Source organism: Phormidesmis priestleyi ULC007 (genome assembly GCF_003003695.1).
Lineage (GTDB): Bacteria > Cyanobacteriota > Cyanobacteriia > Leptolyngbyales > Leptolyngbyaceae > Phormidesmis_A > Phormidesmis_A priestleyi_A.
The window spans coordinates 1-15,340 of record NZ_PVWG01000004.1 but is presented as its reverse complement, the minus strand read 5'-3'; the positions used below and the strand labels follow the sequence as shown (position 1 = coordinate 15,340).

Genomic DNA, 15,340 nt, shown 5'->3' with positions numbered 1-15,340 from the left:
TTTCCGGTTCAAAGTCCCTCAAAATGGGAGATTTAGGGGGCAGAAGCCGCTCTTGACGAAGCGAAAAAACTCGTCGAACTGACGTTAACTCAGTTGCACAACGGGCTGATCTTCTAAAAGAGTTCGGGCAGTCAGCAAGTCCTCAACGGTGATGCGAAGAAAGCGCTGATCGTCTACCTGAAAGTGGACTTTGATGCGATCGCTCCCTGGCGATCCGTGCGGATCGAGTTGGGCAATGTTGCGCGCCCCGCCGCGATCGTTAAGCGGCTGCACTTGAGTTTGACTGCTAGTAAGATTGCGGGTGACGAGACGATCGCCATCAAAATAGACTTCGGTCTGAGCCATTTCGGTGCCAAGTTCGCCAATAATCAGCTCAATGCTGGGCTGATTGTCTAGCGACGCACCGAGTACTAAATCAACCGAGTCTTGCATGGGGTAAGGCTGTCCGGCTTTGATCAGAGGGTGCCAACTGTGGCAGTTATCTCGACGATTCCAATAGCGAATGCCATAGCCGTGATAGAGAAAATCTTTAATCTGAATGCCCTGGCTGAGTTGCAGAGCACCTTGCGCGATCGCTTCAAAAGGCTTTTCACATCGGATTTTCGACGCTTCAAAATATTGCCTCACCCACGTCTGCACCGCCGGAATTTGCACCGTTCCACCGACGAGCAACACTGCATCAATGTCTTTTACCTCCAGTCCTTGTCGTCGTGCTTGCTGAAGGACTTGACCCATCGCTTCATCTAAATTTTCAAAAAACTGGTGCTCGGTGAGAATCTGCTCAAACTGGCTGCGAGTTAAAGACAGTTCGTAACTCTCAAATGTTTCATCGTCAAAATAGACTTCTTGCGCTTGTAGTTGCAGCGAAAGTTGAATTTTGAGCCGTTCTGCTAGGCGTGAAATTAAAGGAGTCGCCGCAATTCCTTGAGTTTCGACGAAATAATCGACGAGCCAGTGATCAATATCCGAGCCGCCCAGATTTTGCCCCGCTTTAGCGAGAACCCTGGCAATTTTAGGCTTCTGTCCCGACTGTTCTGCAAATGATTTTTGCCCCCATTTAAGAACGAATCCGAGCGGTTTTGCCTGAGTTTGTTCATTGATATCCAACTGCACCAGAGACAAATCTAGCGTTCCGCCCCCAAAGTCGAAAACTAAGAGCGTTTGACGATCGTTTAGCCCATATCCCAAAGCAGCCGCTGTCGGCTCATCTAACATTCGCACTTGGTCAATGTTGAGTGATTGGCACACTCGCCCCAGCCAAAGGCGATAGACCTCAAAACTGTCAACCGGAACGGTAAACACGATCGAGTTAGCAATATCGGGATCGGTGGCTTTAAGTTGGGTGATGATTTGAGTCAAAAACCAGTCGCCGACTTGCTCAAAGTTGATAGTCTGCCCATCTAACTCAGGCAAAAAGCCTTGCACATTGGAGCCAATGCCCCGCTTAAAGTTGCGAAAAAATCGAGAGTCGGTGGCTAAATCGAGGGCCCGATCGCGCACTTGTTGCCCAACGATGACGGCTCCTTGTTTGGCGTTTTCAACATAGAGCAAACTGGGAATCAGCGGTGGGCTTTGTCCAACTCGAAGCGAAACACCCGGTAGAAATAAAGTTTCTGGCTGTTGAGTTGCCGGATTCCAGCGAGTGACGACAGTGTTGCTGGTTCCAAAGTCAATGGCATAGGTCATCTGAATCAGGGTAACGGCGAGACAGTGAGAGACGTGTTTTCAGATCGTAGCAAAAGCGTTGATGACAAACTTTTTATCCATGTCAGAGAATCAAGATGTATATCTGGAGAAATATGGCAAGAAGTAGAAATATTTCTTAATATGTATGAAACCAAGCGGTGGATAACCCAATCAATTCACTGACTTACCTATCTGGCATAGCCAAAAAGTGACTGATATGACTCCCCAAACTTCTGACCTGATGGCGTTTCTAATGAGTCTCAAAAATGGGATTTGGATCTTGGGTGTCTCCTCCTGGCTATTTGGAATTGCCGATCGCTCGATCGCGACTCTCTCTGATGGCTATCTTTCTGCGCTAGAGATTGTACAGTTGTTTACCGCGACGTTCTTTTTTGTCGGATGGTTGGTTTTAAAGCCTGCAAAAGCTTGAGCAACTACCTAAGCATTGTTGGACTGCTGCGAACTCAAATCATTTTGAATGGGTTGACGATCGCCATTCCATCAATGCTTGAATATCCTAAATCTTCGGTGTAAAGGGTTTGTATATTAACTTCCAAGCAAGCCGCAACAAGCATCGAATCCCAATGCGACAGACTGTAACGACTCATCAAATTCTCTGCTCGATCGATCACATTCCACAAAGGAAGCGCGGTGTACCAAACCTGCTGTAGATCACAGATTGTACTGATAGGCTTTTGCTCGGTTATACCCTAACGGCTCCAATTTTCGGCTTGCTGCTAAATACTCACAGGCAACTTGCCAAAGCAACGCGCCATCCGTCAAAGATGAAACTAGAGAGGCTGCAATTGCTTGTTTGACTAAACGTCAACCAACTCAAGATCTGCTCAACCGTTAACGCTAAATCAACTCCCTCAATCATCGGTAACGAGGCAGTTCCTTCAAACACTTCAACGCGCTGCCCCGGAAACACCGCAAACACCGTTTCATCTTCGGGGGCAATTAACCAGCCTAACTCGGTGCCATGCTGCGAACAGGGCAGCAAATTTCTGAGGACTTTTGTTGAATTCTGATTAGGAGATAAAATTTCAATCGCCCAATCTGGTTGAATCTCAAAGCGATTCACAATCCGTCCAGACGGCTGAGTTGGGATTCTCTGCCAACGGAAGACGGAGATATCTGGGACGATCGAGACTCCGCCAAACGTACATCGCAACTCTGGAAACGCCTTCGCAATTTTCTGAGGCTGCACCACTTGGTCAATAGCTTTGCAAAGCTCAATTTGAATTAAGGTGTGTTCTCCTTGAGGCATAGGTTTTTGAATGATTTCTCCATTGATGAATTCTGAAGCGGGTTTCGTTTCTGGTTGTTTTAGAAACGCCGCAAGGGTCAGCTTTGATTCAAGAGTGGGTGCGTTCATAGCCACAGCATCAGTTGATTTATGCTAATTGTAATCAAACTCAAGATTCCCTTTCGTCGATCGCCGCCAAGAAACCAGTATCGTTTTTCTAAGACGATCTAAACTCTTGACTCCGCCACCCCACGAAACACAATGTCTGAATCGAGCATTGAATCTATCTTGCAAGAAACGCGACTCTTTCCGCCCAGTGCTGAATTTTCTCAAAACGCGCAGATTAAAAGCCTAGAAGACTATCAGGCACTTTACGATCGTGCCCAAGCCGACCCGCAAAAGTTTTGGGCAGACCTCGCACAGCAATTGCACTGGTTTCAAACCTGGGATACTGTACTCGATTGGAGCAATCCACCGTTTGCAAAGTGGTTTGTGAACGGCAAAACCAATCTTTCCTACAACTGTTTAGATCGGCATCTGACCCCCGATCGTCGCGATAAACCCGCGATCGTCTGGGAAGGTGAACCCGGAGATTCGATCACGCTCACCTACGCTCAACTGCATGTAGAAGTCTGCAAGTTTGCCAACGTCCTTAAGCAAATGGGTGTGCAGAAGGGCGATCGGGTGGCGCTCTATATGCCGATGATTCCTGAAGCGGCGATCGCGATGCTGGCGTGTGCCCGAATTGGTGCCCCTCATACCGTCATTTTTGGGGGATTCAGCGCTGAGGCGTTGCGCGATCGCTTGATTGATTGTCAGGTTAAAGTTGTGATCACTGCCGATGGAGGCTGGCGCAAAGATGCGATCGTGCCGCTTAAAGAGCAGGTTGATAAAGCTTTAGCCGATGACCGGGTGCCCGTTGAGAAAGTGCTGGTTGCCAAACGCACGGGACAGGAAATTGTGATGCAGCGCGATCGTGATTTTTGGTGGCACGACTTAAAAGAAACTGTCTCTGCCGATTGCCCCGCCGAACCAATGGACAGTGAAGACATGCTGTTCATTCTCTACACTTCGGGCAGCACGGGCAAACCGAAGGGCGTAGTTCACACCACAGGTGGCTATAACCTCTATGTCCACATGACCACCAAATGGATTTTTGACCTTCAAGAAACGGATGTCTTTTGGTGCACCGCCGACGTGGGTTGGATCACGGGACACAGCTATGTCGTTTACGGGCCGCTTTCTAACGGCGCAACCAGCGTTATGTATGAAGGTGCCCCACGCGCCTCAAATCCCGGCTGCTTTTGGGATGTGATTGAAAAACACAAAGTCAGCATCTTCTACACTGCGCCGACCGCGATTCGGGCCTTTATTAAAATGGGTGATCAGCATCCCAACGATCGCGATCTGTCTTCACTGCGACTTTTGGGCACCGTCGGCGAACCTATTAACCCCGAAGCCTGGATGTGGTATCACAAAGTGATTGGGGGCGAAAAGTGCCCGATCGTCGATACGTGGTGGCAAACCGAAACAGGCGGCATCATGATCACTGCGCTTCCGGGGGCGATTCCGACCAAGCCTGGATCGGCGACGCTGCCCTTTCCTGGCATTTTGGCAGACGTGGTGGATCTAGACGGCAATTCAGTCGGCGTGAATGAAGGCGGATATTTAGCAGTCCGCTATCCTTGGCCTGGAATGATGCGGACGGTGTTTGGTGATCCCGATCGCTTCCGTCGCACCTATTGGCAGCACATTCCGGTTAAAGACGGTCAGTACACCTACTTTGCAGGCGATGGTGCGCGGCGCGACGAAGATGGCTATTTTTGGGTGATGGGTCGCGTCGATGATGTGATCAACGTCGCCGGACACCGCTTAGGCACGATGGAAGTTGAGTCGGCTCTGGTGTCTCATCCTGCTGTTGCAGAAGCCGCAGTGGTGGGCAAACCCGACGAGATTAAGGGACAGGATATTGTCGCCTTTGTCACGCTCGAAGGCACTTATCAACCCAGCGACGAGCTTGCAAAAGAGTTGAAGAAGCACGTTGTGCTAGAAATTGGCGCGATCGCTCGTCCAGGAGAAATCCGATTTGCCGATGCGTTGCCCAAAACCCGATCGGGCAAAATCATGCGTCGTCTACTGCGAGATCTTGCCAGTGGCAACGCGATTTCGGGCGACACCTCAACCCTAGAAGATCGCAGCGTTTTAGAAAAACTACGCGAAGGTTAACCCCAATTTCGTAGGGGCATGGCATTGCCGTGCCCTCTTGTGGATTTGTTGCTACGATTGTAAATCCGGGAAGCCGCTCAAAACGAAGCGAAAAACCTCGTCGAACTGAAGTGGAATCACGATCGCCGAATATTCAAACAACACCAATCCCCACGTTTCCACAGCGCTGCCACAATCCAGCCATTTTCTTCGAGCGTGTCAGCAACGGGTTTAGCTTGTTCTAATAAGATGCCGCTCAAAATGCCCCAGGTTGATAGCTTGACGATCGTCGTCCACTGCGGAATCAAATCGATAATCACTTCCGCCAAAATATTGCACACCAATCCATCGATCGGCTCTTTAATCAATGCCTCTAGTTCCTTAACACTGCCCTCCGCGACGATCATCCGCTTGGGGTCAATCCCATTTAGCTCAATATTCTCTCGGCTTGCTTTGACTGCGAGTGGGTCGGTGTCTACGGCATAGACTTTACTCGCCCCTAGAAGAATCGCCCCGACTGACAAAATTCCTGAACCGCAGCCCACATCCGCAATCACAGTATTTTGAGGATTGTCACTAAACCGCATCTCCAACGCTTCAAGACAAAGCTGAGTCGTAGCGTGATCCCCGGTGCCAAACGCGACTCCCGGTTCTAACTGGATGATGATGCGATCGTCTCCTTGCGGAGCGGGTAGCCAAGCGGGGTTGATCCAGAAGCAATCGCCGACTTTCTGCGGTTGCCAGTGAACCTTCCAGCTACTTGCCCAATCTTCTTCATCAATCAAGCTCCACTGCACGATCGGCAGCGGCAGACCGACACAGAGCGCGTCTTGCCGCATTAATAGAGACAACGCCGATAGATCTAGCAATTGGGCTTGTTGTTGCGGCAAATAGGCAGAAACCCGACACGAAGAACCCTTAATCTCGCTAGAAGTGCCTCGGCAGCCAAACTTTTCGAGCCGCCAAAATGCCACTTCATCAAGCGACGTGTCACACAAAACTTGAATTTCCCACCAGCTATTTGCCATATCTCTCACAGGTGAAGGGCGAAGGGTGAAGGGCAAATCACCCTCTACCCTCCCTAAAGCGTGACCGTATAAGCGTCTCGAATGCCTGACACCTTTTTGATCTCATCTAAAATGTCTTCGGGAAGCGGGTCATCAATGCTCAACACCATCACCGCATCGCCGCGCACAATTTTGCGACCGACTTGCATACTGGCAATGTTCACATTAAATCTGCCCAGCAAAGACCCAATGTTGCCGATGATTCCTGGCATGTCGCGGTGCAAGGTGAACAGCATGTGACGATTGGGAGGCACGTTAACCGGAAAATCATCAATGCTAGTGACGCGAATTTCGTTGTCGCCTAGCAACGCACCCGTGACAGAATGTTCACCCAACGCGCCTTTAGCCGACAGATGAAGAGAGCCTGTGTAGTCTTTGACAGACGCATCACGAGTCTCAATCACCCGAATGCCGCGCTCTTTTGCCTCAATGCTGGCATTGACGTAATTGACTCGTTCTTGCAGCGCGTGAGACAGTAACCCTTTAAGCGCCGCCACCACGATCGGTTGACTTTGATTAGTTGCCAGTTCTCCCCGCAGCCCAATGTTTAAGGATTCGACTCGTCCGCCGACGAGTTGCCCGACTAGGTTGCCGAGGGTTTCTGCCAGTTGCAGATAAGGCTTTAATTGCTCTAATAGATCAGGACGCAAACCGGGGATGTTGACCGCAGATCGCGCAGGCAACCCCAGCAGCACATCACGAATTTGTTCGGCAACATCGATCGCCACATTTGCCTGAGCTTCTTCGGTCGAGGCTCCTAAGTGTGGGGTGAGCACGATTTCTCTACCCAAGGATCTCAGATCGGATTCGCCTAAGGGTTCGGATTCAAATACGTCGATCGCGGCTCCGGCAATCTTGCCCGCTTTCAGGGCCTCTGCTAGAGCGGCTTCGTCAATGATTCCGCCTCGTGCACAATTGATGATCCGAGCGGTGGGCTTCATCTTGGCGATCGCGGCTGCCCCAATTAAATGAGTCGTTTCTGCCGTTTTAGGAATGTGGAGCGTGATGTAATCGGCTTGCTGGAACAACACATCTAACTCGACAAGACGACAGCCGATCTGCTCTGCCCGTTCGTGAGAAATAAATGGGTCAAACGCCAGCAGCTTCATGCCCATTGCTTTGGCAACCGTCGCAACATGAGTCCCGATCTTGCCTAAACCGACGACACCGAGCGTTTTCTTATAAACTTCAACGCCCGTGAAGCTTTTGCGATCCCACTTGTTGCCCTTTACTGACTGGTTGGCATCGGGAATGTAGCGCGACAGGGCCATCATCATCGCGATCGTGTGCTCGGCGGCTGCGATCGTGTTGCCTTCTGGAGAGTTGACGACCACAATGCCTTTGCGCGTGGCAGCAGTCACGTCTACGTTATCGACACCTACCCCGGCGCGCCCGATAATTTTGAGTTGAGTTCCTGCCTCGATCACTTCTTGAGTGACACGAGTCCCAGAGCGAATCATCAACGCATCATACTCAGAAATGATTTCGACCAGTTGCTCACGCGTTAAGTCAGTTTTGACATCAACCTGGGCAACCTGGGACAGAATATCGATCCCAACTTGATCAATGGGATCGGAAACAAGAACCTTGGGCATAAAAACTCAGTGGATGATGGGGTCAGAGAGGGGCTAGAGTTCTGGAAATCAGGAATCATACACACTTATCCTGACATCTTTTCAAGCAATTCCTCGATTAGCTATTCTAGTGGATTCACGCATCAAGCCTCATAGAATCGCAAAAGTTTTCCGATTTGAGGTCTAGATTGTGATAGCTAAACCTAATTGCGGTGATTGTTGCTGTAGTGAATTCGGGCCCCTGCCCATTGCAGCTTTTCTCGCAGCGTTTGGTAATAAGAATAGTTTTCTCTGAGAATAATAAATTGAGCATCGCAATCTGCCATGCGAATATCAACGCGCTGACCCGGCCAGATCGAGGTTGCTAAAACGCCATCCATCCACAGCTTTGTGTTGATGTCTCGATCGACCAGCGGCCAAATGCTCACCACAGATCCAGGCGGCAAAACAATCGCACGACTCGACAAACTCAAAGGACAGATCGGTGTAACGGCGATCGCGTTCATGCCGGGGTGAATAATTGGGCCGTTTGCCGCTACGGTGTAGCAGGTCGAACCTGTAGGAGTTGCCACAATCAAGCCATCACCCTGATATTGATCGACGACTTCACCATCGATCTCCATCTCTAAAATCGCGGTGATCATGCGATCGGCAGAGGCAGGTTTAATGCACATTTCATTCAGTGCCAGATAGCGATCGCTGACTGGCTCTAAGTTTGTCCGGTTGCCTTCAAAAATACTAGCTTGAAGCATCATGCGGCGCTGCACAGCAAACCGATCTTCTGACAGTCGATCCCAAACCGTTTCGGTGTTGAAATCTTCAGACGATTCGGTGAGAAATCCCAAATGTCCGCCGACGTTGACCGCGAGAATGGGAATTTTGTCGGCCGCCAAATTTCTAGCAGCCGTCAGGGCAGTGCCATCGCCACCGAGGACGATCGCGAGGTCGATCGACTGCTGCACCGATGCCAAAAACACGGGATAGGGATTGTCATTCGGCCCGCTCGGCCCTAACAACACTCGACAATGGCGTTTTTCTAACGCTTGGGCACACCGCTCGGCCCATCGCCGACTGAGCGGGTCGCCCGACTTATGAATAATAATGACCTGATTTAGCTGCACAGTTTTTCAACCGGGAGACGTTAGACTCTTTCACTGTCCAAAGTCTACGCCATGCGCCAACGTTTCTCAGGCTTAATCAGGGGCAAATGTACTTCCATCCCAAGTTGTTGAGTATCATGAAATAGCGATTTTGGGTATTTATTAGTTGATTCGCGAAGGTCAACGATCGTACAGTTAAATATTCGATTGCAATCACATCGCCGTCTGGTCACTGAGGAGTCGTCTAATGAAACAGTTTAATCCTACGTTTTTGCAAATCGGTGCAGTTGTAAGCGTTGCTGCAATCAGCGTTGGGCTTGCCTTTGGCGCTCAAGCTCCTGCCTCTGCACAAGCCGCTTATGGTAGCTATGTGGGCATTGGTCCTTCGTTTGGCTTGACCCGTGGAGCAGACCGCGAACACAAAATTTCGGCGGTGATTGCAGGTCGATATAAGTTTTTGACGGCTCCGGTTTCAGTCAGAGCACAGGCACTGGTCGGCAGCAATGTGGCGATCGTGCCGACCGTTTCTTATGATATTCCCCTCAACTGGCAGACTGATGCTTATATTGGCGCAGGGGTATCCATTCCGATCGGGGGCGACACTCCAGTTGGCAATCAAACGAGTTTTGCGATTCAACCGGGCATTGACTATGCGCTTCCTAACAGCAATGTCGTCGTTTTTGGCAATGCGATTATCTCGTTTGATGCTTATAAGCGCGGTGGTGCGGCTGCGTCACTTCAAGGCGGAGTCGGGCTGAGATTTTAGGAAATTCTGGTTGATTTCCCGATATCGTCCGAGTGCGGTGAGGGGAAAGTGCTGCTGATAAAGGTGATACTTCAAGTAGAAGTGACCCGGAAAGCCTGTACCTGTGAAGTGGTCTTCGTTCCAGGTGCCGTTTTCTCGTTGAGTGGTGAGCAGGTAGGTGATGCCGTGGTCGATCGCATTCCAGGCAAACTGATGCGTCGTTTCCCCGGCAGCCAGCAACCCAATCAATGCCCAAGCAGTCTGAGAAGCTGTACTGTTTCCCTTGCCTTTGAGTGAAGAATCTTGGTAGCTGGCGCAGGTTTCGCCCCAGCCGCCATCAGGGTTTTGACGTTTTACTAACCAAGCTGCCCCACGATCGAGACTTGATTTATGAGTAGGCGCAACTAACGAAAGCGCAGCCAAAACGCCACTGGTGCCATAGATATAGTTCACGCCCCAACGCCCAAACCAGGAGCCATCGCTTTCCTGTTCTTGCCTTAAGTAGGTGAGGGCCCGATCGAGGCGATTTGCGTCTAGATGAGGGTCTGGCAATCGTCCAAACATCTCTAACACTCGCGCTGTCACGTCTGCCGTATTGGGATCGATCATGGCTTTGAGATCGCCATAAGGATGAGCATTAAGCCAGTCTTGATCGTTATCTAAGTCGAATGCCGCCCAGCCTCCAGGTTTGCATTGCATCGTGATAATCCAGTTAACGGCGCGGACGATCGCTTGGTTTTTTAAGCGCTCATTGGGCAAATCCACCGCCGCTAACGCCATCACCACAACCGCAGAATCATCCACGTCAGGATAGAAGCGATTCTCAAACTCAAATGCCCAGGCCCCCGGTTTGCCGCGCTGATTTTTGACGGCCCAATCGCCATAATCTAAAATCTGTTTTTCGAGCAGCCACTCGCCGCCGCGAACGAGAGCCGGATGATTGGGAGTCATCCCAGAATCAACGAGCGATCGCATCACCAATGCTGTGTCCCAAACAGGTGAAACGCAAGGCTGAACGCTGAACGTGTGATCTGTCTGATTCGAGAAACGATCGACCGCATTTAAGCCGCGTTCGACAACTGGATCAGCCGCATCATAATCTAAGCAACGCAACGCCAACAGGGAATTCAACATTGCAGGAATGATCCCGCCCCAATCACCAGAAGCTTCCTGTCGTTCTAGAATCCATTGTTCTGCGGCTTTGAGTCCTGCTTCTCGAAAGGGCATCAGGTTCCAGTTTTCAGCTACTTTGAAGACCTTATCTAAGTCAACAAATAGATCTGTCCAGTCTGATTTGCGAGGCAGATCAAAATTAGTGTTTGTAATCCCATCCGCGTAAAGTTCGTCAAGCGTGATCGGTCGATCGACGAGAAAAACGGGCTTGCGATCGAACACAATCATCAACGGAACGGTGCTGCCTCTCGCCCAGCTAGACAATTCATAAATGCTAAACGTCGAAGCTGAAAACAGCGGCTCAGACCCAAACGGATTGGGAATCTCCAACTTCAATGACGGCAACAACATCAACCCTGGCGGAATCGACGGCAACCCACTCCAGGGATAGCAGCCAATCAACGCCAGGTGAAACTTTGTGAACACGCGAGTTTTAGCCACACCGCCCCGCGCCAAGATAAATTCTCTCGCTTTCACCATTGTTGGATCGTTGATCGCGACACCTAGTAGCTTTAACGCCATGTAGGTTTCAACGGTTACGCTGAGTTCACCACCGTCGCCGTAGAACAATTCCCAGCCGCCGTGATCGCGCTGCTGCGATCGTAAAAACTTCTCTGCCTTATACATCGGGCGAGTCTGATCGGTGCCCCAGATTTTATGCAGCAACACAACTTCTGCGGTCATCGTCACATTCGATTCGAGTTCTGCCCACCAATAGCCTTCAGGGTTTTGAGTTGAGAGCAGATAATTTTGACTGGCAGCGATCGCCCCATCCAGTTGAGAATTCGTCACCCTATTTCGTTCTTGCATATTGAACCGTTCACCCCAAAAACCACAATCTTTGTATTTTGCGTTCTAAAATCAGAGTTTTGCAAGATGGCAACCAACTTTCCCCAACAATAATGAGTGAGATTTTTGCAGGATTGGCGCTACTTTCTCTGACGATTTGGATTTATTTATTCTGCTTTCGCGGTCAATTTTGGCGCACCGATCAGCGCTTATCTGCCCAATCTTTGCCCTTTGATCAATACCCTTCTGTCTGCGTCATCATCCCCGCCCGCAACGAAGCGGATTTGTTGCCTGTGACGTTACGATCGCTCCTCACTCAAGACTATCCCGGTGTTCTCAATCTCTTTTTAGTCGATGATCACAGCACCGATCGCACGGCTGAGATTGCCAGAGAGACGGCTGAGACGCTAGGCAAATCTGATCAGCTACACATTCTCTCGGCAGCACTGTTGCCACCCGGATGGACAGGGAAACTTTGGGCATTAGATCAAGGAGTCCAAAAAGCGATGACGCTAGAACCTGACTATTTTCTGCTAACCGATGCCGATATCGAACACGATCGCGCTAATCTCTCCCAGCTAGTTGCCAAAGCCGTTGAGGACGATCGCGAACTCGTCTCTTTAATGGTGCGATTACGCTGTCAGAGCGTGTGGGAAAAACTGCTGATTCCAGCGTTTGTCTTCTTTTTTGAGAAGCTTTATCCGTTTCGGTGGGTGAATGAGCCAGGGAACGCGATCGCGGGTGCGGCAGGCGGATGTAGTCTAATTCGTCGGGAAACACTGACTCGGATTGGCGGCATTCAAGCAATTCGACAAGCATTAATTGACGATTGTGCGTTAGCGGAGGCGATTAAGTCGAGTGGGTCACGACGAATTTGGCTAGGATTGTCAGACTCGACTCGAAGCCTACGTCCCTATGACTCGCTAGAAACGATCTGGACAATGGTGGCGCGATCGGCGTTCACTCAATTAAATTACTCGCCGCTATTGCTCGTCGGAACGGTATTTGGAATGAGCCTCATTTATCTCGTTCCACCTGTGGGATTCGTTTTTGGATTGTTTGCGGGGCAATGGTCGATCGCCCTTCCTAGCTTTCTTGCCTATTTGCTGATGAGTTTGGCTTACTTTCCGATTATTCGCTTTTATCGGTGTTCGTTTTGGTTGGCAGGTTGTTTGCCTGCGATCGCGTTTCTCTACACGTTAATGACGATCGACTCAGCCCGTCGTCACTGGCAAGGCAAAGGCGGCGCTTGGAAAGGACGAGTCTATGAAGAGATCAAATCCGAAATCAAAAACTAGGCAGAAAGCTTCCGCCTGACCATCCTAAAAGCATCTTAGGCAGATTGAAAGCTGCAAAGGTTATCGGCAACCGCTGACCAAGAACGTTGTGTTGCTTCGATCGTAGTTGGAGGCAGTACTTTTATCGTCCTGGTAAGAGTCTAGAGAATTTATGGAAAAAACATCCGATGGGTTAGAAACACCAGATGTTTGAGGTCTTCTTAGCTAAGTGCAGGGTGCGGTTCTGACTGATTCGCTTTTTTACGATCGGGTCGTTTCCGCTCACTCTTGCGAATGCCGCCTGCAATCTTGTATTCGGGGCTGTCTTTCCCGAATTCGATCGCAACCCCCAGCAACATTTTCTCGGTGAGTTCTTGCAGTTCTTTCTCGGCTTCTTGCATCACCACGCGATCGGCATCTAGCATCGCTACGGTTGCATTGTAAGCATCCACTCGCTGACGGGTTTTCTCGACTAACGCTGAATAGGCTTGAATGGATAGTCCTTTGCCCATGTCTAAGCTGGAACTGATGGATCTGATGGCAGATAGGCGTGTTTTTGCCTTCTCAAGATGAGATGAAGTTCGTTTTCCGAGTCCAGGCATGAATAGAGACCCTCTCTTAGATCTTTGATTGAACAGTTTCAGAGTTCCCCGATCGAGTGATTGACTCTCGATCTAATCTGTGGAACTTCTGGAGTCTCAATCTGTAACTAAGTATCGGAGTGCTGAAACTAAGGAAGCGCGTTCGTCAACTCGATCACACAAAGCGGAAACTAGGGAAGCGCGTTCGTCAACTCGATAACACGAAGCTGAAACTAAGGAAGCGCGTTCGTCAACTTAGTTAAGCAATAGCGCGACAAAGGAAGCGCGTTCGTCAACTCGATTCTGGCTTGAGACAACTCAGTTTAGCTAATGCAAAGCTCGATCGAGATCAGGAATTGCTGGGTGGCTTTGTTGATGGGGGAATTTTGGGCGATCGATTCAGCAAACCTAGAAGCAGCAACATATTTATATTTATCCAGTAAAAGCTAAAAAGGTTGAGTGTCTATTGATACACCATTTATCTCCCGAAACAGAGCAGGGTAAGCTATATCTTGCACTGTAAGGCGATGTGCAACTTCTCTCAAATGCTTGAAAATACTGCCCTCACCCTAGCCCTCTCCCTTAGGAGAGGGAACCAGAAAGAATCTGAAAGCCCTTCTCCCTAGGGAGAAGGGTTGGGATGAGGGTGAATTAGTTGCACATCACCTACTGTACTTACTTTGAGGGGGAGATAGAGCCTATGAAAACACTAGAGGAAATCAAGCAGTGGTTTGGGCAACACAAGTCGTTGTTGCAAGAACGTTACAAAGTTCAAGAATTAGGGGTTTTTGGCTCCTATGTCAGGCAGGAGCAGACGGAAGCCAGCGATGTAGATGTGCTGGTAGAGTTTTCGGAGACACCGAGCCTATTAAAGTTTGTCAATTTAGAAAACTATCTCAGCGATAATCTGGGTGTCAAAGTCGATTTGGTACACAAGTCTGGGCTAAAGCCACGCATTGGGGAGCGGATTTTGGCAGAGGTCGTTTACCTGTGACCAGACGGCAAGTTGAGGACTACTTACAGGATATTTTAGATGCTGTAGCTGCGATCGAGCAGTTTACAACAGGCGTTGAGTTTGAAGTGTTCTCGCAGAGTTTAGAGAAAGTGTTTGCAGTTTCAAGAGCGATCGAAATTATTGGGGAAGCGGTAAAGCGAATCCCAAATTCAGTCAGAAGCCAATATCCTGATGTTCCCTGGCGAGATATTGCTGGAATGCGAGATAAACTAATTCATGATTATTTCAATACAGACGTAGAAATCATCTGGAAAGCAGTTCAGGAAGATGTCCCTCAGTTGAAAATATTAATTTCTAAAGTTTTAAAAGATGTGACTAAGAAGCCAGAGTAATGGAGATCTCTAACGAGCAAATCATACAGAACATATCAGCGCACGCAGATAGCAGCCAAGATTTAATTCCTAGCACATGAATTGGTGCCAAATTAGGGGAAATAGCCACTTGGGGATCTGGTGGCAGTCCAAGTTCCATATCACGCTAAACTGAAACTCAGGAAGTGCCTTTGTCAACTTGATTTTGGCTTGAGATAACTCAGTTTAGCTAAGGCGGGACTCGATCGAGATAACGAATTATTTGATGGGTTCGTCGATTGGGGAATTTTGGGCGATTGATTCAGCAAGCCTAGAAGCGAGAAATCTGAAAACCGCTCAGTATAACTGCCGAAATAGAGGAGTTATACTGTGAAGATTCGGTATAGAACCTTAAAAAGTAGGAGTTATCCGGTTTCTACACGGCATAATCTTCTTATAAAGCATATTATGCTGATTGGCAGGAGTTCAAACGGCAGAAATAATAGTTAGACGTGCGACTCGAAGTCGTTCGGGGGAGTTGGAAGGACTTCAAAAGCCCTTCCCTGTCAGTGTTCAGGCAGATGTCCGC

The 15,340-nt window shown here is 49.4% G+C and carries 13 protein-coding genes; 6 read left to right on the top strand and 7 right to left on the bottom strand.

The annotated features are described in order from the left end of the window. Window positions 1–84: 84 nt before the first annotated feature. Complete coding sequence (locus tag C7B65_RS05275) at window positions 85–1,686, bottom strand: Hsp70 family protein (RefSeq protein ID WP_073070540.1); 1,602 nt, start codon at window positions 1,684–1,686, stop codon at window positions 85–87. A 217-nt stretch (window positions 1,687–1,903) separates the two neighbouring features. On the opposite strand from C7B65_RS05275, the gene C7B65_RS05270 reads away from it, so the two are divergent. Further along, on the top strand, window positions 1,904–2,116 hold the full coding sequence (locus tag C7B65_RS05270) for a hypothetical protein (RefSeq protein ID WP_073070539.1): 213 nt from the start codon (window positions 1,904–1,906) through the stop codon (window positions 2,114–2,116). Between the two features lie 315 nt (window positions 2,117–2,431). Here C7B65_RS05270 and C7B65_RS05260 read toward each other — a convergent pair whose 3' ends face one another. Next, a complete protein-coding gene (locus C7B65_RS05260; RefSeq protein ID WP_083582784.1) occupies window positions 2,432–3,064 on the bottom strand; it encodes a Uma2 family endonuclease in 633 nt (210 codons plus the stop codon). A gap of 132 nt (window positions 3,065–3,196) precedes the next feature. Here C7B65_RS05260 and acs point away from each other — a divergent pair, with 132 nt between their 5' ends. After that, complete coding sequence (acs, locus tag C7B65_RS05255) at window positions 3,197–5,161, top strand: acetate--CoA ligase (protein ID WP_073070538.1); 1,965 nt, start codon at window positions 3,197–3,199, stop codon at window positions 5,159–5,161. Between the two features lie 116 nt (window positions 5,162–5,277). On the opposite strand, the gene prmA is transcribed toward acs, so the two are convergent. From prmA to C7B65_RS05240, 3 genes are all read right to left on the bottom strand, one after another. After that, window positions 5,278–6,168, bottom strand: a complete 891-nt coding sequence (prmA, locus tag C7B65_RS05250; protein WP_073070537.1) for a 50S ribosomal protein L11 methyltransferase — start codon at window positions 6,166–6,168, stop codon at window positions 5,278–5,280. 53 nt (window positions 6,169–6,221) lie between these two features. Continuing rightward, window positions 6,222–7,802 carry a phosphoglycerate dehydrogenase gene (gene serA, locus C7B65_RS05245; protein WP_073070536.1) on the bottom strand — a complete coding sequence of 527 codons (1,581 nt, stop codon included), beginning with the start codon at window positions 7,800–7,802 and terminating at the stop codon, window positions 6,222–6,224. Between the two features lie 182 nt (window positions 7,803–7,984). Then, window positions 7,985–8,902, bottom strand: coding sequence for an NAD(+) kinase (locus tag C7B65_RS05240; protein ID WP_073070535.1), 918 nt, complete (start codon window positions 8,900–8,902; stop codon window positions 7,985–7,987). A 226-nt stretch (window positions 8,903–9,128) separates the two neighbouring features. Here C7B65_RS05240 and C7B65_RS05235 point away from each other — a divergent pair, with 226 nt between their 5' ends. Further along, the gene (locus tag C7B65_RS05235; protein WP_073070534.1) at window positions 9,129–9,647 is read left to right on the top strand and encodes a hypothetical protein; all 519 of its coding nucleotides are present in this window, start codon (window positions 9,129–9,131) and stop codon (window positions 9,645–9,647) included. On the opposite strand, the gene shc is transcribed toward C7B65_RS05235, so the two are convergent. Next, window positions 9,615–11,591 (bottom strand): squalene--hopene cyclase, encoded by a 1,977-nt coding sequence (gene shc, locus C7B65_RS05230; protein ID WP_244913170.1) that lies wholly within the window; start codon window positions 11,589–11,591, stop codon window positions 9,615–9,617. The two genes, C7B65_RS05235 and shc, sit on opposite strands and share 33 nt — an antisense overlap. A gap of 110 nt (window positions 11,592–11,701) precedes the next feature. Here shc and C7B65_RS05225 point away from each other — a divergent pair, with 110 nt between their 5' ends. Beyond that, complete coding sequence (locus tag C7B65_RS05225; RefSeq protein ID WP_073070532.1) at window positions 11,702–12,886, top strand: glycosyltransferase; 1,185 nt, start codon at window positions 11,702–11,704, stop codon at window positions 12,884–12,886. A 200-nt stretch (window positions 12,887–13,086) separates the two neighbouring features. Here C7B65_RS05225 and C7B65_RS05220 read toward each other — a convergent pair whose 3' ends face one another. Then, on the bottom strand, window positions 13,087–13,467 hold the full coding sequence (locus C7B65_RS05220) for a hypothetical protein (protein WP_073070531.1): 381 nt from the start codon (window positions 13,465–13,467) through the stop codon (window positions 13,087–13,089). A 679-nt stretch (window positions 13,468–14,146) separates the two neighbouring features. Between C7B65_RS05220 and C7B65_RS05215 the strand changes: the two genes are divergently transcribed. Beyond that, a complete protein-coding gene (locus C7B65_RS05215) occupies window positions 14,147–14,440 on the top strand; it encodes a nucleotidyltransferase family protein (protein ID WP_073070530.1) in 294 nt (97 codons plus the stop codon). After that, window positions 14,437–14,793, top strand: coding sequence for a HepT-like ribonuclease domain-containing protein (locus C7B65_RS05210; protein ID WP_073070529.1), 357 nt, complete (start codon window positions 14,437–14,439; stop codon window positions 14,791–14,793). Before C7B65_RS05215 ends, C7B65_RS05210 begins: the two co-directional genes overlap by 4 nt. The last annotated feature ends 547 nt before the right edge of the window (window positions 14,794–15,340 follow it).

Bases quoted from the DNA above. Each gene is read 5' to 3' on its own strand.
- C7B65_RS05275 (WP_073070540.1), bottom strand. From the start codon at position 1,686: ATGACCTATGCCATTGACTTTGGAACCAGCAACACTGTCGTCACTCGC.
- C7B65_RS05225 (WP_073070532.1), top strand. From the start codon at position 11,702: ATGAGTGAGATTTTTGCAGGATTGGCGCTACTTTCTCTGACGATTTGG.
- C7B65_RS05215 (WP_073070530.1), top strand. From the start codon at position 14,147: ATGAAAACACTAGAGGAAATCAAGCAGTGGTTTGGGCAACACAAGTCG.
- C7B65_RS05270 (WP_073070539.1), top strand. From the start codon at position 1,904: ATGACTCCCCAAACTTCTGACCTGATGGCGTTTCTAATGAGTCTCAAA.
- C7B65_RS05260 (WP_083582784.1), bottom strand. From the start codon at position 3,064: ATGAACGCACCCACTCTTGAATCAAAGCTGACCCTTGCGGCGTTTCTA.
- C7B65_RS05220 (WP_073070531.1), bottom strand. From the start codon at position 13,467: ATGCCTGGACTCGGAAAACGAACTTCATCTCATCTTGAGAAGGCAAAA.
- prmA (WP_073070537.1), bottom strand. From the start codon at position 6,168: ATGGCAAATAGCTGGTGGGAAATTCAAGTTTTGTGTGACACGTCGCTT.
- C7B65_RS05235 (WP_073070534.1), top strand. From the start codon at position 9,129: ATGAAACAGTTTAATCCTACGTTTTTGCAAATCGGTGCAGTTGTAAGC.
- acs (WP_073070538.1), top strand. From the start codon at position 3,197: ATGTCTGAATCGAGCATTGAATCTATCTTGCAAGAAACGCGACTCTTT.
- serA (WP_073070536.1), bottom strand. From the start codon at position 7,802: ATGCCCAAGGTTCTTGTTTCCGATCCCATTGATCAAGTTGGGATCGAT.